Source organism: Bradyrhizobium lablabi, from assembly GCF_018129385.1.
In the GTDB taxonomy this organism is placed as follows: domain Bacteria; phylum Pseudomonadota; class Alphaproteobacteria; order Rhizobiales; family Xanthobacteraceae; genus Bradyrhizobium; species Bradyrhizobium lablabi_C.
Map to the genome: position 1 here is coordinate 602,489 of NZ_JAFCLN010000001.1, position 23,992 is coordinate 626,480.

At 63.9% G+C, this 23,992-nt stretch carries 21 protein-coding genes; 8 read left to right on the forward strand and 13 right to left on the reverse strand.

The window, feature by feature from the left end:
• Positions 1 to 51 precede the first annotated feature (51 nt).
• Entirely contained in the window at positions 52 to 1,083 is a 1,032-nt protein-coding gene (locus tag JQ628_RS02780) for an aldo/keto reductase (RefSeq protein ID WP_212218774.1), read from the forward strand.
• Positions 1,084 to 1,158: 75 nt separating this feature from the next.
• Here JQ628_RS02780 and JQ628_RS02785 read toward each other — a convergent pair whose 3' ends face one another.
• Both JQ628_RS02785 and JQ628_RS02790 read right to left on the reverse strand, forming a co-directional pair.
• Positions 1,159 to 1,962, reverse strand: coding sequence for an isocitrate lyase/PEP mutase family protein (locus JQ628_RS02785; RefSeq protein WP_212218776.1), 804 nt, complete (start codon positions 1,960 to 1,962; stop codon positions 1,159 to 1,161).
• 45 nt (positions 1,963 to 2,007) lie between these two features.
• Positions 2,008 to 2,907 carry an alpha/beta fold hydrolase gene (locus tag JQ628_RS02790; protein ID WP_212218779.1) on the reverse strand — a complete coding sequence of 300 codons (900 nt, stop codon included), beginning with the start codon at positions 2,905 to 2,907 and terminating at the stop codon, positions 2,008 to 2,010.
• A 177-nt stretch (positions 2,908 to 3,084) separates the two neighbouring features.
• On the opposite strand from JQ628_RS02790, the gene JQ628_RS02795 reads away from it, so the two are divergent.
• Positions 3,085 to 3,600, forward strand: coding sequence for a MarR family winged helix-turn-helix transcriptional regulator (locus JQ628_RS02795; protein ID WP_212218782.1), 516 nt, complete (start codon positions 3,085 to 3,087; stop codon positions 3,598 to 3,600).
• A gap of 81 nt (positions 3,601 to 3,681) precedes the next feature.
• On the opposite strand, the gene JQ628_RS02800 is transcribed toward JQ628_RS02795, so the two are convergent.
• Positions 3,682 to 4,080 (reverse strand): response regulator, encoded by a 399-nt coding sequence (locus JQ628_RS02800; protein ID WP_212218785.1) that lies wholly within the window; start codon positions 4,078 to 4,080, stop codon positions 3,682 to 3,684.
• A gap of 247 nt (positions 4,081 to 4,327) precedes the next feature.
• Here JQ628_RS02800 and JQ628_RS02805 point away from each other — a divergent pair, with 247 nt between their 5' ends.
• Positions 4,328 to 5,299: a tripartite tricarboxylate transporter substrate binding protein gene (locus tag JQ628_RS02805; protein ID WP_212218788.1), complete on the forward strand. Its 972-nt coding sequence runs from the start codon at positions 4,328 to 4,330 to the stop codon at positions 5,297 to 5,299.
• 24 nt (positions 5,300 to 5,323) lie between these two features.
• Complete coding sequence (locus JQ628_RS02810) at positions 5,324 to 6,097, forward strand: SDR family NAD(P)-dependent oxidoreductase (RefSeq protein WP_212218791.1); 774 nt, start codon at positions 5,324 to 5,326, stop codon at positions 6,095 to 6,097.
• 36 nt (positions 6,098 to 6,133) lie between these two features.
• On the opposite strand, the gene JQ628_RS02815 is transcribed toward JQ628_RS02810, so the two are convergent.
• The 3 genes from JQ628_RS02815 to htpX form a co-directional block, all read right to left on the reverse strand.
• On the reverse strand, positions 6,134 to 6,355 hold the full coding sequence (locus tag JQ628_RS02815) for a hypothetical protein (protein WP_212218794.1): 222 nt from the start codon (positions 6,353 to 6,355) through the stop codon (positions 6,134 to 6,136).
• A 108-nt stretch (positions 6,356 to 6,463) separates the two neighbouring features.
• The gene (locus JQ628_RS02820; protein ID WP_212218797.1) at positions 6,464 to 7,888 is read right to left on the reverse strand and encodes an APC family permease; all 1,425 of its coding nucleotides are present in this window, start codon (positions 7,886 to 7,888) and stop codon (positions 6,464 to 6,466) included.
• A 232-nt stretch (positions 7,889 to 8,120) separates the two neighbouring features.
• Entirely contained in the window at positions 8,121 to 9,053 is a 933-nt protein-coding gene (gene htpX / locus JQ628_RS02825) for a zinc metalloprotease HtpX (protein ID WP_212218800.1), read from the reverse strand.
• Positions 9,054 to 9,333: 280 nt separating this feature from the next.
• Here htpX and JQ628_RS02830 point away from each other — a divergent pair, with 280 nt between their 5' ends.
• The 4 genes from JQ628_RS02830 to JQ628_RS02845 all read left to right on the forward strand — a co-directional run bounded on the left by JQ628_RS02830 (position 9,334) and on the right by JQ628_RS02845 (position 15,487).
• A complete protein-coding gene (locus tag JQ628_RS02830) occupies positions 9,334 to 11,817 on the forward strand; it encodes a lytic transglycosylase domain-containing protein (protein ID WP_212218803.1) in 2,484 nt (827 codons plus the stop codon).
• A gap of 49 nt (positions 11,818 to 11,866) precedes the next feature.
• A complete protein-coding gene (locus tag JQ628_RS02835; protein WP_212218806.1) occupies positions 11,867 to 13,237 on the forward strand; it encodes a lytic murein transglycosylase in 1,371 nt (456 codons plus the stop codon).
• Between the two features lie 294 nt (positions 13,238 to 13,531).
• Positions 13,532 to 14,035, forward strand: coding sequence for a DUF1993 domain-containing protein (locus JQ628_RS02840; protein ID WP_212218809.1), 504 nt, complete (start codon positions 13,532 to 13,534; stop codon positions 14,033 to 14,035).
• A 351-nt stretch (positions 14,036 to 14,386) separates the two neighbouring features.
• Positions 14,387 to 15,487 (forward strand): alkene reductase, encoded by a 1,101-nt coding sequence (locus JQ628_RS02845; protein ID WP_212218812.1) that lies wholly within the window; start codon positions 14,387 to 14,389, stop codon positions 15,485 to 15,487.
• A 284-nt stretch (positions 15,488 to 15,771) separates the two neighbouring features.
• Here the strand turns inward: JQ628_RS02845 and JQ628_RS02850 are convergent, their stop codons facing one another.
• From JQ628_RS02850 to glpD, 7 genes are all read right to left on the reverse strand, one after another.
• Positions 15,772 to 17,514, reverse strand: coding sequence for an ABC transporter substrate-binding protein (locus JQ628_RS02850; RefSeq protein ID WP_212218816.1), 1,743 nt, complete (start codon positions 17,512 to 17,514; stop codon positions 15,772 to 15,774).
• 177 nt (positions 17,515 to 17,691) lie between these two features.
• On the reverse strand, positions 17,692 to 18,018 hold the full coding sequence (locus tag JQ628_RS02855) for a DUF2160 domain-containing protein (RefSeq protein ID WP_212218818.1): 327 nt from the start codon (positions 18,016 to 18,018) through the stop codon (positions 17,692 to 17,694).
• A 157-nt stretch (positions 18,019 to 18,175) separates the two neighbouring features.
• Positions 18,176 to 18,982, reverse strand: coding sequence for a carbohydrate ABC transporter permease (locus tag JQ628_RS02860; RefSeq protein ID WP_212219356.1), 807 nt, complete (start codon positions 18,980 to 18,982; stop codon positions 18,176 to 18,178).
• The gene (locus JQ628_RS02865; protein ID WP_212218821.1) at positions 18,982 to 19,884 is read right to left on the reverse strand and encodes a carbohydrate ABC transporter permease; all 903 of its coding nucleotides are present in this window, start codon (positions 19,882 to 19,884) and stop codon (positions 18,982 to 18,984) included. The genes JQ628_RS02860 and JQ628_RS02865 overlap by 1 nt, the downstream gene beginning before the upstream one ends.
• Entirely contained in the window at positions 19,884 to 20,969 is a 1,086-nt protein-coding gene (locus tag JQ628_RS02870) for an ABC transporter ATP-binding protein (RefSeq protein ID WP_212218824.1), read from the reverse strand. Before JQ628_RS02870 ends, JQ628_RS02865 begins: the two co-directional genes overlap by 1 nt.
• Before the next feature lie 12 nt (positions 20,970 to 20,981).
• Positions 20,982 to 22,118, reverse strand: a complete 1,137-nt coding sequence (locus tag JQ628_RS02875; RefSeq protein ID WP_212218827.1) for an ABC transporter ATP-binding protein — start codon at positions 22,116 to 22,118, stop codon at positions 20,982 to 20,984.
• Positions 22,115 to 23,659, reverse strand: a complete 1,545-nt coding sequence (gene glpD / locus JQ628_RS02880; protein ID WP_212218830.1) for a glycerol-3-phosphate dehydrogenase — start codon at positions 23,657 to 23,659, stop codon at positions 22,115 to 22,117. Before glpD ends, JQ628_RS02875 begins: the two co-directional genes overlap by 4 nt.
• Positions 23,660 to 23,992: the final 333 nt, after the last annotated feature.

Here is a 23,992-nt window from a genome sequence, read left to right on the forward strand (position 1 = left end):
TCGGCAACAGCAGCAACCAACACCGTCCGTTCGAACGAAGGAACGTCAAATATGGCTATCGACAATCGCGCAACCCGCCTGTTCAAACCGGAATTCCATTTCGGTCTCGGCGGCGTCCCGCTCGGCAACGAGTTCAACAAGATCAGCGACAAGGATGCCTACGCGACGCTCGATGCGGCGTGGGAAGCCGGCGTTCGCTATTTCGATATGGCGCCGTGGTACGGCTTTGGCCTCGCCGAACGCCGCTTCGGCCACTTCCTGCACAACAAGCGGCGCAGCGACTATCTCGTCTCGTCCAAGGTCGGCAAGCTGTTCAAGGCCTCGCGCAACAACCGCCACGCCGATATCTTTCCGCTCTCCGACTCGCCCAACGACGTCTCGTACGACTACTCGGCCGACGGGGTGCGCCGCTCGATCGAAGACAGCCTGCAACGGATGGGCATCGACGCCTTGGATGTCGCATTCGTTCACGATATCTCGCCGGACTTTCCCTACTTCCCGCCCGACAAGCCCTGGGAAGAGCAATTCCGGATCGCCGAGAGAGGCGCATTTCCGGCGCTCTCGAGAATGCGCGAGGAAGGAATCATCAAGGCGTGGGGCATCGGCGTGAACCGGCCCGAGCCGCAGCTGCGCGTGATCGAGGCGGCGGACCCCGACGTGTGCCTGTGCGCCTCGCAATATTCGCTGATCGATCACGCCAACGCGGTGGACCAGGTATTCCCGGCGATGCGGCGCAAGAATGTCGCGCTGGTGATCGGCTCGTCGCTCAATGCGGGATTCATATCGGGCAGCGCACGCTACAATTACGGCCCGAAGAACTTTGCGATTTCGAGCGCGCATCTTCAGAAGCGGGACCGCCTGCGTGAAGTGGCGGCGCGGCACGGCGTCGATCTGCGAACCGCTGCGCTTCAGTTCTCGGCGGCACCCGACGTCGCCGTCGCCCTCGTCGTCGGCGCAAGCAGCAGCCAGCAAATCGCCGAAGACTACAATTCAATGCAGGCCAAGATTCCTGCCGAGTTCTGGCAAGAGCTCAAATCCAGCGGACTGGTCGCGCAATCCGCGGCCATACCGGTGCTGACGTAGAAAAGCGTGCACCTGACGAACGCGATGCGCCGCGCGCAAATCCAGTGATCGCGCGCGGCGCAAAAATTTCCGCCCTCACGCATCCGGTTGCAAAAACGTGCCGTATTGCCTGCTCGCAACGACCGCGGCGGCGGCTTGCCCAATGATGCGCATCGCGGCCATCATCGGCCACGGCCCGAGACTCACCCGCCGGACACCGACGCGGGCGAGATCGGCGATTTCGGGCACACCTCGCGTCACCATGATGTTGACCGGCAGAGGCGCGAGTTCAACGAATTTTTCGATGAGAGGAAGGTCCGTGAGGCCGGGCACGAAAATTCCATCGGCGCCGGCCTCGGCATAGACTTTTGCGCGCCTCGCCGCTTCGTTGAGGCACTCGTCCGGCGATCCGAATTTCAGCAGGAAGGGATCGGTCCGTGCATTGATGAACAGATGAATTCCGAGTTGTTGCGCAGTGTCCCGCACCGCCTTGATCTTCGCTGCATGCTGGTCGGAGCTGACGAGTTGCCGCTTTCCCGCTGACAGACCGTCTTCGATATTGATGCCGATGGCGCCGGCTTTCAGTATACTGGCCGCCGAATTCGCGGCGGCCTCCGGAGTGTCGCCATAGCCTGCCTCCAGATCGATCGATACCGGAACCGATACGGAAGCGGTCACCCGCGATACCAGACCCGCCACCAACTCGAGCGGGACATTTTCGCCGTCCGCGTACCCGAGCGCGGATGCGACCGCCCCGCTACTGGTCGCAACCGCGCGCGACGTCTTTGCAATGGCTTTGGCGGTGGCGACGTCCCAGGCGTTGAACAGGACGAGCGGATCCCCCTTCCTGTGAAGACCGTGAAACGTCTCGGCGTATTGCTGCTGTGTTTGCGTGTCCATCACGCGCACTCCTGAAGAAGCTGAAAGATGTTGTCGCCGCGCCGCTCAGTCCGGTGCATGCGTCTTGAACCAGTCCATGATCAAACCGGTGACTTCCGCCTCGCGCTCGAGGTGCGGGAAGTGACCGACATCAGGCAGGACGATGCGCTTGTGGGGCCCCTTGAACAGCGGCTCCTCCTTCATCGAATACCTCGCCGTCGGATCGTTGCTGCCATAGATCGTCAGCGTCGGCGTATGCATCGCGTTCATCGGCAGCCGGCCGGCAAATCCCGCATTGAACAGGCCACCATAATATTTGAGCGCCGCTGCCATCGTGCCGGGAGAGCTGAGCGTCTGTTTGATCGAACGCAGATGCTCGTCGTTCCTGAATGTCGGCGACCACAGCTTCCAAAGATAGTCGACGAAGGGGAGTCCCTCGACATTGACAGCCGATTCGGCGCCGGGCAGCTGGAAGAAATAGAAATGGAAGATGGACCTGACGGCATCGGGATCTCTCCTGATGCTGGAAAATGTGATGGGGTGCGCGGTGTTCATGACCACGGCGGCCTTGATTGCCGAAGGTGCCGTGGCCAGCGCCTGCAAGGTCGACGTGCCGCCCCAATCCATGCCGACGACGCGCGCTTGTCCGTCGTCGCTCAGGACAGCGATGAGCGCTTCGAGATCCTTGCCCAGCGCGATGGGATCGAAGATTCCATCCGCCGGGATCTCGGTCGGCGCATAGCCACGCAGGAACGGCGAGACCGCACGATATCCGGCATCGGCAAAGACCTGTAGTTGCTTTCGATACGACCAGGCGTTGTCGGGAAAGCCATGCATGAACATGACGAGCGGCCCGCTCCCCTGCTCGAGATAGGCAAACCGTACTCCATTGGCCTGCACGTATTTCAAGGCGGGTTCACTGCCGGCGGCAGTCCGAATCGTTGATGCAGTGCTCGTCGTATTCATCGCCATTCTCCCGGTCTCTCGTGTTCACGTCGCCCATGGAAGCGTCCTGGATCGATGCCGCCGCGGGGTTTCCCGCGCGATCGCGCGGTCTCATCGTTGCTCTCTCGATCAATATGTGCGCAGCGCACATATTTGGTCAAGTTGTTTTTTGTGCGCTACGCACATATTATTCATCGCATGGAGACGGAGACCGGAATCGCAAATCTGCTGGCGGCGCTTTCGCTTGCCGTCATGGACCGGATCGAGCACGGCGCGCGCGAGGTCGTCGGCCGCGGCGGCGAGACGCCTGCCGCCCTCATCGTCCTTGGCTATGGCCAGGGCATGACCAATGACATGCTGCGCAGAATCCTCGGCCTGTCGCATTCCGGAACGGTCCGGCTGGTCGACCGTCTGGTTTCGGATCAGCTTGTCGAGCGCCGGCCTGGAAAGGACGGCCGCGAGGTCGCCCTGCATCTGACGGCCAGAGGCACCGCAAGCCGGAAGGAACTGCTGGCTTCCCGGATTTCAGCCGTGACGTCACTCTTGGATGTGCTGTCGCCGACGGAGACGAAGCGACTTGGCGCGCTGATACGCGAACTGCTGGCGAGGCAGGATACGTCCGAGATGGATCGCTTCACGATTTGCCGGATGTGCGACGATACGGTCTGTACGAATTGCCCTTTGCCCACATCCAAGAAAAAACGCGATCGCTAGCACCAAGTGTTGCCTTCCCGGCAGGGCGCAGTGGACCGGCTGATCAGCCGGATCAATTTCCAATCAAAGCCGCCGCCGTCGCTACATCAGCGTGCAATGAAGGCGAGAACGTTTTTCAGCATGCTCCGACCGTTCGACCTCGCGCAGCAGGTCGGTGGGATAGAACGGCTTTGCGAAGAAGGTGACGCCGTCGGGGACCGCGGGCGTGGGGCGGCCGGAGATCACGATGACGCGGATCTCCGGATGGAGCTGCCGCGCCTTCCGCGCGAGTTCGAGGCCCGACATCGCGCCGACGAGATTGACGTCGGTGACCAGCAGGGCCGGATGGCGCTTTGCGAGGGCAAGGTCGGCGGTCTGCGCGTCTTCGCACTGGATGACTTCGAAATGGCCTTCCTCGAGCAGCGAGGCGAGCATCTCGCGCTGGATCGGATCATCCTCAACCACCACCGCGACGGAACGGAAGGGTCTTGAACTTCCCATGGTTGCAAACCTCCGGATAACCCGTGTTAACGCGATAGTCGCGAAACGGTTCGGCCTCCCCGCGCAAGTTTCCGGGCGCGTTCCGTGGACGGCGCTCAACTCTGGCACGCGTGGGGCGCACGGGGGCCTGCGGCAACGCCGGTTGTCATGCGCAGCAGCGGACAGCTACAAGCAATCGCAAGAATTTGCCGACCGCGCCGCCGCAAGCGGCGCGAGGGCCAACAACAAAAACAGGGTGGAAATGGAAATGCACAAGATCATCGCACTCGCCGCAGCTTTCGGCCTCGCAGCCTCTGGACCGGCGCTCGCGGCGTGGCCCGACGACAAGCCGATCGAGGTCGTGATCGGCTTTGCGCCGGGCGGCGCCACCGATGTGATGGCGCGCAAGCTGCTGCCGGTGGTCGAGAAGCGGCTCGGGGCCAACGCCAAATTCGTGGTGCTGAACAAACCAGGCGCCGGCGGCGAGATCGCGTTTGCGCAAATCGCGCGCGCTGCGCCGGATGCCTATCTGATGGGCGTGGTCAACGTGCCCGGCTACAATTTCCTGCCGATGACGCGCAAGACCCAGTACACGATGGACGAGATCCGGCTGGTCGCGCGCGTGGTCGACGATCCCAGCGTGATTGTGGTGAAGGCGGACAGCAAGTTCGCCAGTCTCGGCGATGTCTTGGCCGCGCTGCGCGCCAAGCCGGAGTCGGTGACGTTCGGCCACAACGGCGCGGGCACCAACGGGCATCTGGCGATCCGCATGCTGGCGGCAGCCGCCAAGGTGCAGCCCAACGAGATCTCCTATCGCGGAACGGCCGCGCAACGGACCGACCTGCTCGGCGGGCATGTCGAGGTCGGCATGGTCAGCGTCAGCGAAGTGCCGGAACTGCATGGCGGCGCCAAGGGACAATTCCGCGCGATCGCGATCCTGTCGAAGAAGCGATCCGCGGCGCTGCCGGACGTGCCGACGGCGGAAGAAGCCGGCATTGCGGTCACCATGACGGCGGAGCGCGGCTTTGCCGTGCCGAAAAGCGTGCCCGACGATGTCGTCAAAAAGCTGGAAGCGGCGATTGCCGAGGGGCTGCGCGATCCCGACTACATCAAGAGCTCGCCGGGTGACGAGCCGGTGCTCGCCTTCATGCCGGGCGCGGAATGGCAGAAGCGGCTCGACGAGCAGGCGCAGGCGCTCAAGCCGATGGCGGACGAGATGAAGGCGAGCGAGGCGAAGTAAACGTCGGCACCGGGGGATCGGACCATGGATATGAAGGACAAGATCGCGCTGGTCACCGCGGCGGCTTCCGGCGCAGGCCGCGCCGGTGCGCTGATCCTGGCGCGCGAGGGCGCGGCGGTCGCGGTGGCCGACGTCAACGAAGCCGGTGCGAAAGCGGTTGCGGACGAAATCCGCAAGGGCGGCGGCCGGGCGATCGCGCTGGCCGGCGATCTACGCAACGACGACTTCTCGCGCGAGATCGTCGCCGCCACCGTGAAGGAATTCGGCCGGCTCGACGCGCTGTGGAATCATTTGGGCACGCCCGGCCCTTCCGTGATCGACGATCTCGACGGCTGGGAATTTTCCATCGACCTCAACCTGCGCTCGCAGCTCGTCACCACGCACGCGGCGCTCGGGCACATGACCAGGCAGCACGCCGGCAGCATCCTGTTCACGGCATCGACCTCGGGGCTGACGGGCTCGCCGTGGAGCCCGACCTACTCGGCGGCGAAAGCCGGCGTGATCGGGCTTGCACGCAGCCTCGCCAAGCGGCACGCCAAGGACGGCATCCGCGTCAATGCGATCTGCCCCGGCGCGATCGACACCCCGATGCTGCGCGTGTTCGTCAACCGGCCGGACCAGCCGGGCCACAACGAGGCCGACCCGGAAGCGCTGATCAAGGCCGCGGTGACGCGCAACCCGATGGGCCGCGCGGCGCGGCCGGAGGAGATCGCGGAGGCCGCGGTGTTTTTGCTGTCCGACAAGGCTTCGTTCGTGACGGGGATCGCGATGCCGGTCGATGGCGGGACGCTGGCGTAGGCTGCGACCGGATTTGCGAGGCGGGTCAGCGAATCGTCATTTGCCCCTGCGCTTGCAGTTCTCCGCCGAGCAGAATTTCACGTCTCTCGCGTTCGGGCCGCCCATCTGATTGCAGGTGCCGGCGGGGCATCGGCCCGAAATGCCCTTCGAATAATCGGCCAAACCGCCGCTCTTGCTGGCGTCGAACGCCTCGGCGGAAGTGACCGCCAGAAATCCGGAAACGGCAAATATGGTCGCGGTCAGAGCAATCGACTTCAAGAAATTCTCCCTTCGAACGAGCGGCGCGCGCGTGATCCGCGTGGCCTCATATCACGCCATTTGAATTTTCACGTCAACTTGGCGCCGTGAGCGCGGCTGCCCGCGGCGCTAGTTCACCGGCCCTTTGCCGCCGACGCCTTCCATGTCCGGCGCCTCGGGCCTGACGCCCTGGGCGCGGTTGACCAGCATCGTGATCACCCACAGCACAATGCCGATGGCGATCAGGACGCCCGCGACCCGATATTGGACCACCGCCCGGCCCGTCCAAGGCCCGGCCAGGAAGGCGCAGGTGACGGCGCCCAGCACCGGCAGGATGGTCGGCGTGCGGAAATGCTCGTGCGCGACGCTGTCCTTGCGCAGCACCAGCACCGCGATGTTCACCACCGTGAACACGCAGAGCAGCAGCAGCGCGGTGGTGCCGCCGAGCGCCGGCACCTCGCCGACGAAGGTGATCAGCGCGAACGCCAGCAAGGTGGTGAACAGAATCGCGATATAGGGCGTGCGCCGGCCCGCGTGCACCTTGCCGAGCACCGGCGGCAGCACGTGCTCGCGGCTCATGCCGTAGACGAGGCGGCTCGCCATCAGCATGTTGATCAGCGCGGAATTGGCCACCGCGAACATGGTGATGAAGCCGAAGATCCATAGCGGAAAGTTCGGTGCTCCCGCCTGCACCACCTTGAGCAGCGGCGTCTCGCCTTCGCCGAGTTGCGCCGGCGACACCAGCGTGATCGCCGAAATCGAGACCAGCACGTAGATGGCGCCGGTGATGAACAGGCCGGCGAGCAGCACCTTCGGGAAATCGCGTGTCGGCTCCTTGCATTCCTCGGCCATGTTGACGGAATCCTCAAAGCCGACCATGGCGAAGAAGGCGAGCGTGGTCGCCGCAATCACCGGCCAGAACAGGCCGCTGTCGCCTGTCTTGAACTGCATGACGCGCGAGACGTCGCCCTGCCCCATGCCGATCGCCCACAGGCCGATGAAGATGATGATCAGCAGACCCGTCAGTTCGACGCAGGTCAGCACGACGTTCGCCTTCACGCTTTCGCCGACGCCGCGGAAATTGACTGCGGCGACGATCGCCATGAAGACGAGCCCCGTCACGGTGATGCCGAAACCGGAGAAGCCGAGTCCGAACGCGCTCGACATGTTGGCGGAGAACGCGCGCGAGGCGGTGGACGCGGAAGTAATGCCGGAGCACATCACCGCAAAGGCGACGATGAAGGCGACGAAGTGGATGCCGAAGGCCTTGTGGGTGTAGAGCGCAGCGCCCGCGGCCTTCGGATATTTGGTGACGAGCTCGAGATAGCTCAGCGCCGTGATCAGCGCGACGACGAAGGCGACCAGGAACGGCAGCCAGACCACGCCGCCGACTTGGTTGGCCACTTGGCCGGTGAGCGCGTAGATGCCGGTGCCGAGGATGTCGCCGACGATGAACAGCAGCAGCAGCCAGGGACCCATCACCCGATGCAGGCTGGGCTCAGCCTCAGTTGCCGGCGATGCGGGGGTGGCGGCGTTCAAGGAGAGATCGGTCATCGCGCAGCCTCTCAACTGTTTTCGCGCACTGTCGTCCGCAAAGCAGATGGAAGCCCGTTGCGACTCGCGCGTGCGGCGTCATTGCCAGCACACAGCGTATTGGCTTTCACGCCGGCGCCAAGGGATATTTAAGGGATATTTGCCGCGATGGCCGATCGCGATGTGGAAAGCGCGTGCGGGTGCGAAATGGAACCCGCAACCGCACGTCGCAAACTATCACGGTCGCCGCAGCTTAGCCCCACGGCCCGCGCCGCGGGGCGCTGCCGCCCCAGGGACCGCGCGGCGGAACGGCTCGGCCCATCGACGGCGACATGCCGCCCGCGCCGATCTCCGCGGCAAGCTGCTGGAGCGCGGCGATGCGGTTGGCGGTCGAGGGGTGGGTCGCGAACAGGTTGTCCATGCCCTGCCCGCTCAGCGGGTTGATGATGAACATGTGCGCGGTCGCAGGATTGCGCTCGGCTTCCATATTCGGGATCTGGTGTGCGGCGTTCTCGATGCGCGACAGCGCGGAGGCCAGCGACATCGGGTTACCGCAGATGCGCGCGCCGAGATTGTCGGCGGCGTATTCGCGGGTGCGGCTGATCGCCATCTGCACCAGCATGGCGGCGATCGGCGCCAGGATCATCATCGCGATCGAGCCGATGATGCCGGGGCCGTTGTTGCCGCGGTTGCCGCCGAAGAACATGCCGAACTGCGCCACCATGGAGATGGCGCCGGCGATGGTCGCGGTGATGGTCATGATCAGCGTGTCGTGATTCTTGATGTGCGCCAGCTCATGCGCGATCACGCCGGCGAGCTCTTCGCGCGACAGCTGCTGCATCAGGCCGACGGTGACGGCGACCGCGGCGTTCTCCGGGTTGCGGCCGGTGGCGAACGCGTTGGGCTGCGCCTCGTCCATGATGTAAACGCGCGGCATCGGCAGCTGCGCGCGGCCGGCGAGCTCGGCGACGAGGTTGTAGAGATCGGGTGCGGAATTGCGGTCGACCTCATGCGCGCCGTGCATCGACAGCACCATGCGGTCGGAATTCCAGTAGGTGAACAGGTTCATGCCCGCGGCAACGACGAGCGCGATCAGCGCGCCGGACTTGCCGGCGATCAGGAAGCCGACGCCCATGAACAGCGCGGTCAGGCCTGCGAGCAGAAGCGCGGTGCGGAAATAATTCATTGCATTTGTCCTCCGGGGAAAACGTAGGAACCCGGGAACCGGCCTCAAGTGGGTGCGTCGCGGCGACGCGGATTCTTGCCGTTTCGTCATGCCGCGGGCTCGTCCGGCAGGACGGAGGTCAGCCGCGCCGGTGATGCGGAGCCGACATTACGGCGAATTTATGCAGGGAACCGCTGATTTTCCGCAAGTTAACGGACGGACAAATCAGTTCGCGCCGTGCTAATACGCTGCAACGCCGCATCACGGAACCGCGCCCTCTCCCTTCATTTCAAGGTAGCGCATGGCCAAGACCCACGCGAAGCGACCCGCTGACATTTTTGTCCTGATCGCACTCTGCGCATTGGCGTGGGTCGTCGTACCCGCCGCCAATGCCAACGCCGCCACCAACGCCAGGCAGCGCGTGGTGCAGCCGGCGAAGAAGCCGGAAGTGAAGAAGCAGGAGGCGAAGAAGCCCGAGCCAAAGGCTGCGGCCAAGAAGCCGGCAGCCGCCAAACCCGCGCGCGAAGTTTCCGGCAAGAAGGCCGCCAAAACCGCGAGCAAGAAGGGCAGGCCCGCAAAGCACGCGGCAAAGGCCAAGCGGAGCAAGAAGCCGGCCGACGATGATGATGACGACGAGGACGAGGCAAAGCCTTCAAAGCCACCGCTGACCGGCGATCTGGCGGCGGTGAAGAATGCAATCGATCTGGCACGCCGCGGCAAGACGGATGACGCCACCGACGCGATGAAGGCGATTGCCGACCCGGCCGGGCAAAAGCTCGCCGAATGGTTCTTGCTGCGCCACTCCGAGACGCAAGCGCGCTTTGGCCGCTATGCGGCGTTCCTGAAAAACAACCCGGACTGGCCGAGCAATGCGCTGCTGCGCCGGCGCGCGGAGGCGCGGCTGTGGCAGGAGAAGGCGGACGCCGCGACCATCAAGGCGTTCTTTGCCGACAAGGCGCCGCTGACCGCCAAGGGCCGCTTTGCACTGGCGCGTGTGCTGCTGGCCGAAGGCGATCGCCTTGGCGCCGCGCGCGAGGTGAAGGCGGCCTGGCGCGCTGAGGAGCTCGGCGAAGCCACCGAAGAGATGGCCTATGAGGAATTCCGCGATCTGCTCGCACGCGAGGATCATCGCGCGCGCATGGACAAGCGGATCGGCGCCAAGGAAATTTCTGCGGCGATGCGCGCCGCCAAGCGACTCGGCGAGGACGACGTTGCGATCGTCAAGGCCTGCGCTGCCGTGAAAGGCGATGCCGACACGGCGCTCGGCAAGCTCAACGACGTGCCGGAATCGGCGCGCGGCGATCTCGGCTATGTGCTGTGCCGCGTCAAATGGGCGATGAAAAAGGACAAGATCGTCGAGGCCGCCAAGATGATCATCGCGGCGGCGCCAGAGACGATGGCGCAGCAGGACACCGACGAATGGTGGCGCGACCGCCGCACCATCTCGCGCAAACTGCTCGACATGGGCGAATTCCAGATGGCCTATGACGTGGTGAAGGATGCGGCAACGCCGGGGCTGGAGGCCTATCGCGCCGATTATGCCTTCATGCCCGGCTGGATCGCGCTGCGCTATCTCAACGATCCCGCCACCGCGAAGAAGTATTTTGCCGATATCGACAAGGGGCTGTTCAACCCGATCACGCTGGCGCGCGCCAATTACTGGCGGGCCCGCGCGGCGGAAGCGGCAGGCGACGCTGCGGCCGCGCGAGCGTTCTACGAGGCGTCGGCAAAATATCACACCGCCTATTACGGGCAGATGTCCCGGAAAAAACTCGGACTCGAGGCGGTCGAGGTGCGCATGCAGCAACCGGAAGCGGTCATGGCGGCCAGCTCCGACGAACGGGTGCGCGCGGCCGAGATGCTCTACGCCGTCGGCGAAAAGGACATGGTGAAGGCATTCGCGCATGACCTCGGCGAGGAATGCCAGAACGAGGCCGTGATCGCCGCGGTCGGCGAAGTCACCTACCGGCGGGAAGATGCGGCGGCGATGCTACAGCTCGGCAAGAACGCGCTCGGGCGCGGGCTTGCGGCGGACCACTATGCCTTCCCGATTGTCGGCATTCCCGCGCATACGCAGCATGAGCCGGCGATCGAGCACGGCATGATCTATTCGGTGGCGCGCACCGAAAGCGCATTCGACCAGCGCGACCACTCGCATGCCGACGCGGTCGGCTTGATGCAGGTGACTCCGGAGGCCGGCAAGGACACCGCCAGGCGCTTTGGCTTCAAATACGACTGGGAGCGGCTGCGCAAGGATCCCGTCTACAACACGCAAGTGGGCGCGGCCGAATTGAGCGCGCTGATCAGCGAATACAAGGGATCGCAAATCATGACCTTTGCCGGCTACAATGCCGGCCGCGGAAGGGTGCGCGACTGGATCAAGCTGCGCGGCGATCCGCGCGATCCCAATGTCGATCCGGTCGACTGGGTCGAGCGCATCCCCTTCTCCGAAACGCGCAACTATGTGCAGCGGGTGATGGAGAACCTTGCGGTGTACCGCGAGCGGTTCGGCACCGGCACCAGCGCGCCTGCCATGGTGAAGCAGGAAACGGCCCCGGTGCTGGCGGTGGCGAAACCTGGTCAGGCGCCTGCACTGGCCGCGACGAAGCAGGAGCCGGCACCCGCGCCGGTCGCTGCCAAGCCCGAACAGGCACCTGCACCTGTCATGGCGAAGCCGCAAGCAGTCCCGGCAGCCGTGATAGCCAAGCCGGAGCAAGCCCCGGCCCCCGGACAAGCCACCGCCGCCGCGCAAGCGACGGCCTCCGCCTCAGCCAGCGTGAAGTGACAAATCACGCCGGATGTTGCAGAAATCGGCAGGTCTTGCGGGGAGAGTTATGCCGACATCTTTAGCCGGATTTCGTAGCGTAGCGGCGGCTGCGGCCGTGCTGCTGTTGTCTACCGCCGCATCGGCGCAACTTTTTCAGCAGCCTCAAGCTCCTCGCGCCGCGCCGAGAGCTGCGGCGCCCGGCGCGCCCGCAGCGACCGCGCCGCGGCCTGCCGCTGTCGCGTCGCGTGGCGGGGCGGCGTGCCATAACGGCATGTCGTTCGACCGCTTCCTTGCCGATCTGAAGCAGCGCGCTGTCAGCGAAGGCGTGTCGCAGCGGACGCTGGCCGAGGCGGCGCCCTACCTCGTCTACGACCAGAGCATCGTCAACCGCGACCGCGGCCAGCGGGTGTTCGGGCAGATCTTTACCCAGTTCGCCGGGCGGATGGCGGCGCCGTTCCGGATGCAGAACGGGCAGGCGCACATCAAGACCTATTCGGCCGCGTTCGCGCGCGCGGAAAAGGAATATGGCGTGCCGCCCGCCGTGATCGCCGCCTTCTGGGGGCTGGAGAGCGATTTTGGCGCCAACATGGGCAAGCTGCACACGCTGCCCTCGCTGGTGTCGCTGGCCTATGACTGCCGCCGCTCGGAAATGTTCGAGAAGGAAACCATCGCCGCGCTGAAGATCATCGAGCGCGGCGACCTTTCGCCGGAAGAGATGATCGGCTCATGGGCGGGCGAACTCGGCCAGACGCAATTTTTGCCGGCGCATTATCTCAACTATGCGGTGGACTATGACGGCGACGGCCACCGCAATCTGCTGCGCAGCGCGCCCGACGTGATTGGCTCGACCGCGAACTACATCGCGACCGGCTTGAAATGGCGGCGCGGCGAGCCGTGGCTACAGGAAGTGCGAGTGCCGCAAAACCTGCCCTGGCAGGAGACCGACCTGTCGATCAAGCATCCGCGCTCGAAATGGGCGGCATGGGGCGTGACCTATCCGGACGGCAAGCCGCTGCCGAACGATGACCTGCCGGCCTCGGTGGTGCTGCCGATGGGCCGCAACGGGCCGGCGTTTTTGGCCTATGCGAATTTTGCCGCCTATACCGAGTGGAATAACTCGCTGATCTATTCGATCACTGCCGGCTATCTCGCCACGCGTATCGCGGGCGCGCCGCCGATGCGCCAGCCGGCGCAACCGGTGGCGCAATTGCAGTTCAACGAGATCAAGGAATTGCAGCAGCTCCTGGTGCGCGCCGGCTTCAATGTCGGCAAGGTCGACGGCGTGCTGGGACAGGCGAGCCGCACGGCTGTGAAGGCGATGCAGGTGAAGCATGGCCTGCCCGCCGATTCCTGGCCGACGGCTGAATTGCTGGCTCGGATGCGCGGCCCCGGCGCGCAGGCGCTGCCGGCCGGCGCGATGATGCCGCAGGCAAGGTGACTCTTCTCCCTCGCCCCGCTCTTCGCGGCGTCGAGACGAGCGAAGCTCGCTCTTAGAGGGCTGGGGTGAGGGGCTGTCTCAACAGCGGGACTCGCGGAGAGTCCCCCTCACCCGGATCGCATCTTGCGATGCAATCCGACCTCTCCCCGCAAGCGGGGCGAGGTGAGGCCGGCGCAAGCGGAAATATTTTGGCGTATGCCTCGCGCGATGCGAGTTGTATTTTTCCCCGCCTTGCCCCATTTCGAGCACGGCTATCCTTCCTTCCGTACTTCCATCCCACGAAAAGAGCATCACATGTCCTTTTACGACGCCGCCGTGCCCGCGTATTTGCAAATCCTCAACAGCCTCTCCGGCATCCTCGGCAAGGCGGAAGCCCATTGCCAGGCCAAGGGCATTGCGCCCGACGTGCTGCTCAACGCGCGGCTTTATCCGGACATGCTGCCGTTCTCGCGGCAGATCCAGATGGTCTGCGATTTCGCCGCCAAGGGCTGCGCGCGGCTGACGCATAGCGAGGTGCCGTCAAGCCCCGACACCGAGAAGACGTTTGACGAATTGCGGCAGCGGCTCGCCAGGACGATCGAGTACGTAAAGTCCTACAAGCCGGCGCAGTTCGACGGCGCGGATGCAAAGGATGTGACGTTCCCGATCGGGCCGAGCAATTCGATGACGGTGACGGGCCAGCAATTCCTTTCCGGCTTCTCGTTCCCGAATTTCTATTTCCACGCGGCGATCGCCCACGGCATTCTGCGCCACAGCGGCGTCGATATCGGCAAGCGGGATTTTCTTGGGGTAAGGTGATCGATCCTCATGGTGAGGAGGCCCGAAGGGCCGTCTCGAACCATGAGGCCGCAGACGGGCCTTCATCCTTCGAGATGCCGCTTCGCGGCTCCTCAGGATGAGGGACACCGCCATCACGGTGCCTTTCGGCCGCCAAGACACCAGTTGGGAGGAAGCCTATGCTGCGCTCTTTCTGATTTCGCACGAATCTTCCTACATGAACGCGCATGCATTGTTCCCAGGTGCTGGTCACGTGGGTCACATCATGAGAGGCTAGCCTGCATCGGCGGAATGGCTGGCCGCTTGCGCAGGCAACGCCGATGCCCCAATTGTTCTTCTACCTTCCGTTTTTCATTTTGCGAAAGCCCCGACATGAGCCAGTCCAAACTGTTCGAACCCTACAAGCTCGGCCCGATCACCCTCCCGAACCGCTTCGTGATGGCGCCGCTGACGCGCAACCGCGCGGTGCCGCCCGGTATGGTGCCGAATCCGCTCGCCGTGGAATATTACGGCCAGCGCGCGTCCGCAGGTCTCCTCGTCACCGAAGCGAGCCAGGTTTCGCAGCAAGGCCAGGGCTATCAGGATACGCCCGGCATCTATTCGAAGGATCAAGTCGCGGGCTGGCGCAAGGTTACCGATCGCGTGCATGAGCGCGGCGGGCGCATCTTCATCCAGCTCTGGCATGTCGGCCGCGTCTCGCATGTCTCGCTGCAACCGAACGGCGGCAAGCCGGTGGCGCCGAGTGCGATCACCGCGAAAGGCAAGACTTTCGTGAACGGCACCTTCACGGAAATCTCCGAGCCGCGCGCGCTGGAGCTTGCCGAAATCCCCGGTATCATCGACGATTTCAAGCGCGGCACCGAGAATGCGCTGGCCGCCGGCTTCGACGGCGTCGAGATCCACGGCGCCAACGGCTATCTGCTCGACCAGTTCGCCAAGGACGGCACCAACAAGCGTACCGATGCGTATGGCGGATCGATCGAGAACCGCGCAAGGCTGATGCTGGAAGTCTCGAAGGCGGTGGCCGCGGTGGCGGGCGCCGAGCGCACCGGCATCCGCATCTCGCCGGTGACGCCGGCCAATGACGTCGGCGATTCCAACCCGCAGCCGCTGTTCGATCACATCGTGCAGGGGCTCGACGCGCTGGGGCTCATCTACCTCCATGTGGTCGAAGGCGCGACCGGCGGCCCGCGCGACAACGCGCCGTTCGACTACGCGTCCCTGCGCAATCGCTTCAGGCAGACCTATATCGCCAACAACGGTTACGACTTCGATCTCGCGAACAAGGTGCTGGACGCGCATGCGGCCGATTTGATCGCATTCGGCAAGCCGTTCATCTCCAATCCCGATCTGGTCGAGCGCCTGAAGCAGGGCGCACCGCTCAATGCATGGGACAAGAACACGTTCTACGGCGGCAGCGCGAAGGGGTATACCGATTACCCGACGCTGGCGGCGACTGAGGCGGCGGAGTAACGCGGGTCGTCATGCCCCGCGAAGGCGGGGCATCCAGTAAACGCAACCGTCAGCGATAGAACCGAGAGGCCGCGGCGTACTGGATCGTCCGCCTTCGCGGACGATGACGTCGGAGTAAAATAAAGGCCGGGATCGCTCCCGGCCTTTTTTCTTTCCCCGGATGCAGCGCAGCGCGAGAGCGGTGCGCTGCTGATCCGGGGTCCATTCGTGGATGCGTGGGTCCCGGCTCTGCGGTGCACCGCTGAAGAAGCGCTGCACCGCGTCCGGGACACGAGGTCACGCCGTCACTTCGCCTCCGCGCGCTTGGGCGGCGTCGCCGGCCACGACTTGATCAGCGCGTCGTAGTCGACCGTCTCGCCCTTTGGCTTCTCGTTGGCGAGCTTGCGTTGCGGCGCGATGTTGCCGTCCTTCTGGGATTTGGCGAACCAGAACTCGGCGGTCTCCTTCTTGTTCAGCTTCGGCCCGCAGGCGCCCTGCACGCCGCTCTTTTCCAGACGCTCGAGCACGGAGTCCTGGGCCGCGGCCAACGCGTCCATCGCCTGCTGCGGCGTCTTGGTGCCGGAGGAGGCATCGCCGATGTTCTGCCACCAGAGCTGCGCGAGCTTCGGATAGTCAGGCACGTTGTTGCCGGTCGGGGTCCACTGCACGCGCGCGGGCGAGCGGTAGAACTCGATCAGCCCGCCGAGCTTGGGCGCGCGCTCGGTGAAGGACTTGTCCCAGATGTCGGATTCACGGACGAAGGTGAGACCGACATGGCTCTTCTTCAGTGACACCGTCTTGGAGTTGATGAACTGGAGATAGAGCCAGGCCGCCTTACGGCGGTCGGCCGGCGTCGACTTCAGCAGCGTCGCCGAACCCGCATCCTGGTAGCCGAGCTTCATGCCCTCCTTCCAGTACGAGCCGTGCGGCGACGGGGCCATGCGCCATTTCGGCGTGCCGTCCGCGTTCACGACCGGAATGCCCGGCTTCACCATGTCGGCGGTGAAGGCGGTGTACCAGAATATCTGCTGGGCGATGTTGCCCTGCGCCGGCACCGGGCCTGCTTCGGAGAAGGTCATGCCTTGCGCCTGCGGCGGGGCATACTTCTTCAGCCAGTCGAGATACTTCGTGATGGCGTAGACCGAAGCGGGACCGTTGGTGTCGCCGCCGCGCTCGACCGAAGAGCCGACCGGGCGGCAGCCTTCCATGCGGATGCCCCACTCGTCGACCGGCAGGCCGTTCGGGATGCCCCTGTCGCCGTTGCCGGCCATCGACAGCCAGGCGTCGGTGAACCGCCAGCCGAGCGAGGGATCCTTCTTGCCATAGTCCATGTGGCCATAGACTTTGGCGCCGTTGATCTCCTTGATGTCGTTGGTGAAGAACTCGGCGATGTCCTCATAGGCCGACCAGTTCACGGGCACGCCGAGCTCATAGCCATACTTGGCCTTGAACTTCGACTTGTACTCCGGATTGGAGAACCAGTCGTAGCGGAACCAGTAGAGGTTCGCGAACTGCTGGTCGGGAAGCTGATAGAGCTTCTTGTCCGGACCGGTCGTGAAGGATTTTCCGATGAAGTCGTTGACGTCGAGTGTCGGGCTGGTGACGTCCTTGCCCTCGCCGGTCATGTAGTCCGACAGGATCACCGTCTGGTTATAACGGAAATGCGTGCCGATCAGGTCGGAGTCGTTGATCCAGCCGTCATAGACATTCTTGCCGGACTGCATCTGGGTCTGGAGCTTTTCGACCACGTCGCCTTCCTGGATCAGATCGTGCTTGAGCTTGATCCCGGTGATCTCGGAAAACGCCTTGGCCAGCGTCCTCGCCTCGTATTCATGTGTCGTGATGGTTTCCGACACGATGTTGATTTCCATGCCTTTGAAAGGCGCAGCGGCCTTTTCGAACCACTGCAATTCCTTCAACTGATCGGCCTTGGACAGTGTCGAGGGCTGGAACTCCGAATCGATCCAGCGCTGGTTGACGGCATCGTCCGCGCGGGCCGGCGCTGACATGGTGACGGAAGCCGCGATCAGCGCTACCGCGCTGGTCATGGTCAGAAGGTTTTCCTTACTTCTCCTAAGGTGTCGCATTTTGGTTCCTCCGGTTACAACGACGAAAATGCTTCTCGTTCGAGCATGATCTTGCGGAAGCCTGCACCCCACTTCTTCTTCCGATCGTGCTCAGTCCCAGGCCCGGGTTGATCCCGGATCTGTCGTTCTCGCCTGCCCCTAGACGGTGCGAAAGATCGCAACGGCAGCGCCAAGCGAAATCAGTGTTGCGAGCCACAGGCTCGAAATCTCGACGCCCTCCCCGATCGGCAATGTCAGGATCGCCTCGGTGCCGACGAGGCCGATCCACAGCAGATGGATGACGGCGGCTGATATCAGCGAAATAAAGAGGCGGTCGCCGCGCGTGGTCGGGATGCGCAAAACGCCGACGCGCTCCGCTTCCGGATAGGCGACCGCAAGCCAGGTCATGGCGCCGAGCGTGGTGGCGAGCAGCGCAAAGAAGATCGCGGTCGGCAACGTCCAGGCCATCCATGCGATGTTTTCCATGGCTAGCTCCTTCCGCGGGGTGAGATAACGAAGAGCGCTTTCGGCTCGTCATTGCGAGGAGCGGCAGCGACGAAGCAATCCAGCTTTGTCGCCGCGTCGAAGGGAAGCTGGATTGCTTCGCTTCGCTCGCAATGACGGGGGAAAGTTCTCGTCATCATCATACCCGCCCCAGCGCAAAACCGCGCGCGATGTAGTTGCGGACGAACCAGATCACCAGCGCGCCGGGGATGATGGTGAGCACGCCGGCGGCGGCCAGCAGGCCCCAGTCGACGCCGGCGGCGGAGACGGTGCGCGTCATGGTCGCTGCGATCGGCTTGGCGTTGACGGAAGTGAGTGTGCGCGCCAGCAGCAATTCGACCCAGGAGAACATGAAGCAGAAGAAGGCGGCCACCCCGATGCCGCTCGCGATCAGCGGCACCAGGATCTTGATGAAGAAGCGCGGGAACGAATAGCCATCGAGGAAGGCGGTCTCGTCGATCTCCCGCGGCACGCTCGAGACAAACCCTTCGAGGATCCAGACCGCCAGCGGCACGTTGAACAGGCAATGCGCCAGCGCCACCGCCCAGGGCGTATCGAACAGATTCAGCGCAGAATAGAGGTTGAAGAACGGCAACGCGAACACCGCCGCCGGCGCCATGCGGTTCGACAGCAGCCAGAAGAACAGATGCTTGTCGCCGAGGAAGCGGTAACGCGAGAAGGCGTAGGCCGCCGGCAGTGCGAAGGAGATCGACAGAAACGTGTTGAGGATGACGTATTGCAGCGAATTGATGTAGCCGGAATACCAGCTCTCGTCGGTGAAGATGCGCTTGTAGTTGGCCAGCGTCGGCTGATGCGGCCACAGCGTCATGGTCGTGACGATCTCGGTGTTGGTCTTGAAGCTCATGTTGACGAGCCAGTAGATCGGCAACAGCAGGAAGAACAGGAACACCACCATGATGATCCGGCGGCCGGGAATGGAGTGCATCATGCGACACCTTCCTTCGGCGGGCGCTCGCTGCCGGCGTTGGTCATGACGGTGTAGAATAGCCAGCACACGATCAGGATGACGAGGTTGTAGACCAGCGACAGCGCGGCGGCCTTGCCGAGGTCGAACTGGCCGAGCGCGATCTTGACGAGCTCGATCGAGACGAAGGTGGTGGAATTGCCGGGACCGCCGCCGGTGACGACGAACGGCTCGGTGTAGATCATGAAACTGTCCATGAAGCGCAGCAGCACGGCGATCAGCAGCACGCGGTTCATCTTCGGCAACTGGATCGCCTTGAACACCGCCCAGCGCGAGGCACCGTCGATTTGGGCTGCCTGATAATAGGCGTCGGGGATCGACTTCAGGCCGGCGTAGCAGAGCAGCGCGACCAGCGAGGTCCAGTGCCAGACATCCATCAGGATGACGGTGAACCAGGCATCGATATCGTTGGAGACGTAATTGTAGTTGAAGCCGAGGCTGTTGAAGACATAGCCCATCAGGCCGATGTCGGGCCGGCCAAAGATCTGCCAGATGGTGCCGACCACGTTCCACGGAATCAGCAGCGGCAGCGCGAGGATGACGAGGCAGACGGCAACCGGCCAGCCGTGGCGCGGCATCGACAACGCCACCACGATGCCGAGCGGCACCTCGATCGCGAGGATGATCGCGGAAAACAGCAGGTTGCGTCCGAGCGAGGCGAGGAAGCGCCCGCCGAGATCCGTCGAAGGATCGAGCAGCTCCTTGAACCAGCCGACGCCGTTCCAGAAGAACTGGTTGTTGCCAAAGGTGTCCTGCACGGAATAGTTCACGACCGTCATCAGCGGCAACACCGCCGAGAAGGCGACGATCAAAAACACCGGCAGCACCAGGAACCAGGCTTTCTGGTTGACGACCTTCTCCATCAGGCGGCTCCCTCGACCAGAAGGCTGTCGGCATAGACGTGCACGCGCGCGGGATTGAAGACCAGGCCCGCATTGCTATCCGGGACCGAAAATCCCTGCGGCACGCGGGCGGCGAGTTTTGCATCGCCGACCCTCACACGCGCGAAGCGGACGCGGCCGAGATCGTCGATGCGCTCGATTTTTGCGGACAGCAGTCCCGGCGCGGGCGCGGCGATGTCGACGAATTCCGGCCGCACGCCAATCTCGATCTTCGCGGTGCCCGGCAGGACGTTGTAGTTGCGGTTGAGCGCGATGACGTGACCGCCGATGCGCGCTTCCCTTCCCTTCACTTCAGCCGGCACGATGTTCATGCCGGGCGAGCCGATGAAATAGCCGACGAAGGTGTGCGCCGGCTTGTCAAAAAGCTCCGCCGGCGTACCGCTTTGTACGACGCGGCCGTCATGCATCACCACGACCGTGTCGGCAAAGGTCAGCGCCTCGGTCTGGTCGTGGGTGACGTAGATCATCGTGAGGTCAAGCTCGCGGTGCAGCGCCTTCAATTTCGAGCGGAGCTGCCATTTCAATTCGGGATCGATCACCGTCAGCGGCTCATCGAACAGCACGGCGGCGACGTCGGAACGCACGAGGCCGCGACCGAGCGAGATCTTTTGCTTGGCATCGGCCGTCAGCCGCGTGGCCTTGCGGTTGAGGACCGGCGTGAGGTCCAAAAGCTTTGCGATCTCGGCGACGCGCGCGTCGATCTCTGCCTTTGCGATACCGCGGTTCTTCAAGGGGAATGCCAGGTTCTGGCCGACCGTCATGGTGTCGTAGATGACGGGGAATTGGAACACCTGGGCGATGTTGCGCTTCTGGGTCGAGGCCTGCGTGATGTCGGTGCCGTCGAACAGGATTTTTCCGCGCGAGGGCGTCACGATGCCGGAGATCAGGTTGAGCAGCGTGGTCTTGCCGCAGCCGGACGGGCCAAGCAGCGCGTAGGCGCCGCCCTGCCGCCAGGTCATCGTGACCGGCTTCAGCGCAAAGGATTCCGGCGGCGCATCGTTGCCGCCGTAGGAATGGGCGAGATCGACGAGGTCAATGCGGGCCATGCGCCATCTCCCTCACCTGCTCGAGCTTTTTCTTGAGGCATCACGCGAGGCGCCCTGCGCTCCGCCCGAAAACTCGCTGGCGGGAGAAGCAACCAGGCGGCCGGTCGTGTCGAAGACGAAAACATTGCCGGGGCTGAGCGCGGCATTGAGTGCCTGCCCAGGCTCGTATTCGTGCACGCCCTCCAGCACTGCGACCCAATTGGAGGATTCGCGATGCAGATGCACAAAGCTTTCGGAGCCGGTGATCTCCGTCACCGAGACGGTGGTCGGAAAAACGTGGCGCCCGGCCGCGCCATTGGCGACTTCCAATTGGTGCGCGCGAAAGCCGACGCGATAGGCGCCGTCGGGCAGGCCGGCGTAAAGGCCGGTTGCGGCCCCCTGCACGCCGCCGTCGTACTGAATCAAGCCGCCCTTCTTCTCGATGCCGACGATGTTGAGCGGCGGATCGGAAAATACCTGCGCGACGCGCAGCGTGTCGGGATGGCGATAGACCCTTGGCGTCTCGCCGACCTGCAACGCTTCGCCTTCCCACATGCAAATGGTATTGCCGCCGAGCAGCAGGGCTTCCGAAGGCTCGGTCGTCGCATAGACGAAGATCGCGCCGGAAGCCTCAAAGATGCGTGGCAACTCGGCGCGCAGCTCTTCGCGCAGCTTGTAATCGAGGTTGGCCAGCGGCTCGTCGAGCAGCACGAGATCGGCGCCCTTCACCAGCGCGCGCGCAATCGCGGTGCGCTGCTGCTGGCCGCCGGAGAGTTGTAGCGGCGTCCGTTTCATGAAGGGCTCTAGCTTGAGCAGCCGTGCCGCTTCCTGCACCCGCCGCTCGATCTCCTCGCGCGGCGCGCCCTTGACGCGCAAGGGCGAGGCGATGTTCTCGTAGACCGTCAGCGAGGGATAGTTGATGAACTGCTGGTAGACCATCGCAACCGAGCGCTTGCGAATGTCCATGCCGGTGACGTCCTCGCCGTCGACCAGCACGCGGCCCGAGGTCGGCTTGTCGAGGCCGGCGAGCAGCCGCATGATCGAGGTCTTGCCGGACAGCGTCGGTCCCAGCAGCACGCTGAGCGTGCCGCGCTCGAGCGTCAGCGACACGTCGCGAATGGCCGGAATGCCATCGACGGTGCGCGTGACGTGGTCGAGCGTGACGCTCATGGGCGCGCTCCCGCTTCGCGCAACGGACGCCTCTCGGGCGCGCGATGGGCCGCCATCCAATCATCGAGTGCAGCAATCTCCGCAGGCGTCAGGCGCAGGCCCAGCTTTGAACGGCGCCACACCACGTCTTCGGCGGTCACGGCCCATTCTTCCGTCATGAGATACCTGACCTCGGCCTCGGTGAGCGTATCACCGAAGCATTGTCCGAGATCGGACATCGACTTGGCGTGACCGAGTAATTTCGCCGCACGGGTTCCGTAGGCATGTGCCAACCGATTGGCATGCGCATGTGCAAGGAACGGATGGTCGCGTATCAATTCCGCTGTCAGCGCGACCACCGCGGAAACATCCATGTCGCCGCCGGGCAGCGGCGCGGTCGCGGTCCAGCCCTCCTTGGCCTTGGCGCTGTTCAGATATGGAGAGAGACGTTCGAGCGCTTCTTCGGCGAGGCGCCGATAGGTCGTGATCTTGCCGCCATAGATCGACAGCAGCGGCGCGCCGCCGGGCATGTCGAGCTCGAAAACATAGTCGCGGGTAGCGGCCTTCGCTTCGCTGGCGCCATCGTCGTAGAGCGGACGCACGCCGGCGTAATTCCAGACCACGTCCGAGGGTTTTACCGGCTTTGCCAGATATTCGCTGACGGAGTTGCAGAGATACTCGATCTCTTCCGAAGTGGCCTTCACCTTGGCCGGATCGCCGTCGTAGTCACGATCGGTGGTGCCGATCAGCGTAAAGTCGTCCTGGTAGGGAATCACGAAGACGATGCGGCCGTCGGCGTTCTGGAACATGTAGGCGCGGTCATGCGCATAGAGCTGGCGCACCACGATATGCGAGCCCTGCACCAGCCGCACCTTTGCCTTGGCATTGACGCCGGCGCCCGAGGACAACACCTGCTCCACCCAGGGGCCGCCGGCATTGACCAGCGCGCGGGCGGTGATGGTGCTGCGGCCGCCGTTCAGCGTGTCCTCCACCGTGACGTGCCAGATGCCGTCGATCTGCCTGATCTCTACCGCGCGCGAGCGGGTGCGGATGTCGGCGCCGCGATCGGCGGCGTCGCGCGCATTGAGCGCAACGAGGCGCGCATCGTCGACGAAGCAGTCGGAGTATTCGAAAGCCTTTTTGTAGCGGCCCGGCTTCAGCGGCTTGCCGACCGCGTCGCTCGCAAGGTCCACCGAGCGCGTCGGCGGCAGCAAGTGCCGCCCGCCGATATGGTCGTACAGGAACAAGCCGAGGCGGAGCAGCCAAGCCGGGCGAAGTCCTGCGTGGTGCGGCAAAACGAAACGCAGGGGGCGGATGATGTGGGGGGCGATGCCCCAGAGGATTTCGCGCTCGATCAGGGCCTCGCGGACCAGGCGAAACTCGTAATATTCGAGATAGCGCAGCCCGCCATGCACGAGCTTGGTCGACCAGGACGACGTCCCGCTCGCCAAATCATTCATTTCACAAAGGAAAACGGAATTTCCCCGGCCCGCCGCATCGCGCGCGATGCCGCAGCCGTTAACCCCACCCCCGATGATCGCGAGGTCGTATACCCGATCCAAGACGCTTCCCCGGCAATCGCCTTGTTCGCTTTTGGCGATTTGGCTTTCGTTTTGGATTAAATCACAACGAAAAGCGAAAGCAAGCGAAAGGTGAAGGTATAGGCGCGGGACACGCCACGGTGCCCGCTTCTACTGTGCATGGGGTTGTTTTCGCAGTTTTGGGTTCAGATCGCGGCGAGGAGACAGCCTTCCTCGTCATGGCCGGGCATAGCCGTCCGAAGGACGGCGTCGCTTCCGCTCGCCTATGTCCCGGCCATCCACGTCTTTGGTGCCGGCGGGTGCATTAGACGTGGATGCCCGGGACGAGCCCGGGCATGACGACGGAGAGAGCGA